Below are 1,259 nucleotides of genomic sequence, written 5' to 3' on the forward strand. Positions count from 1 at the left end.
AATGTTTAATTTAGTAAGCATAAAGTGAAAAGGATCGAGAGTAGACCGATGGCAAAATAACTCATGAAGTATATTGACCGATAGATACTACCTCTTTCCTTTTTATCTCTTAGAGTTTGAACAGAATGTAAGGAATTATGTATGTCATGATATCCAGGATATCCAACCAGGAGAAAAAACGAAGGGAGGTTCATCACTTTATATTAAACTTAAAATGATGAAAAAAATATTGAAGGAAGTACTGGGTGTAGATGTTGCACAAAATGAGTTGGTAGTTACCGCCGGCAGGATGTTGGATGATCTGAGTATTGATCTTTATGCCCACAAGGTTTTCAAAAACAATGAGTCTGGTTTTTTAGCCTTATTGGATTGGACAAAAAAACTTTCAAGTGATGAGTTTAAAGTTCGTTTTGTAATGGAAGCTACCGGTGTCTATCATCAAAAATTTGCCTTTTACCTTTATGACCGTGGCCGTGAAGTAACGATTGTTCTACCAAATAAAATAAGTAATTACATTCGGACACTGGAAGACAAAACCATAACAGATAAAAGCTGTTCTGCGGCGATTGCACAGTTTGGGCTGGAAAGAAATCTTGATCAATGGCACAGGCCCAAGAAAGTCTTTCATGTGCTCCAACAACTCACAAGAGAGCGCGATCAGATTGTAAGTGAACGGGTTATGGTAAAGAACCAGATCCATGCGGAAAAGTCTGAAGTGGAGCCGAATGAACGCAGCCTGCAACGGTTCTATGAAAGGATTAAACTGTTGAACAGGCAGGAAAAAGAAATAAAAGCTGATCTGAAAATGCTTGTCAACGGTGATGCTAATTTAAACGGAGAAATAAAACGTATCTGTAGTATCACAGGAATTGGGGAACTTACCGCTATCATCGTCTTGGCTGAAACAAATGGGTTCGAGCTGATCAGAAATAAAAAGCAGCTTACAGGCTATGCTGGCTTGAACGTGAAAGAAAAACAATCGGGAACATCAGTAAAAGGAAAGCCGAGAATATCCAAGAAGGGAAACAGGCATCTAAGAAAGGCAATGTATTTACCTGCCCTGGTAGCGGTTAGACATGATAAGAATTTTGCAGAAATCTATCTTCGGATAGTTTCAAAACATGGAATTAAAATGAAAGCACTTGTAGCAGTTCAAAGAAAGCTGTTAGAAATGATATATGTGATTTATAATAGCAAACAGGAATATCAAAAAGAATACTCGGTTTTAAAAGAAAGTAGCGCACTAAACCTAAAGGATC

General features: G+C 37.7%; 1 protein-coding gene. It reads left to right on the top strand.

Features of this window, described 5'->3' with window-relative positions:
- Positions 1-73: 73 nt before the first annotated feature.
- Positions 74-1,259 (top strand): IS110 family RNA-guided transposase (locus BLR60_RS24575; protein WP_244155741.1); only part of this gene is annotated, 1,186 nt, incomplete at its 3' end.

The sequence above is a fragment of the Pedobacter terrae genome (genome assembly GCF_900100705.1).
In the GTDB taxonomy this organism is placed as follows: Bacteria; Bacteroidota; Bacteroidia; order Sphingobacteriales; family Sphingobacteriaceae; genus Pedobacter; species Pedobacter terrae.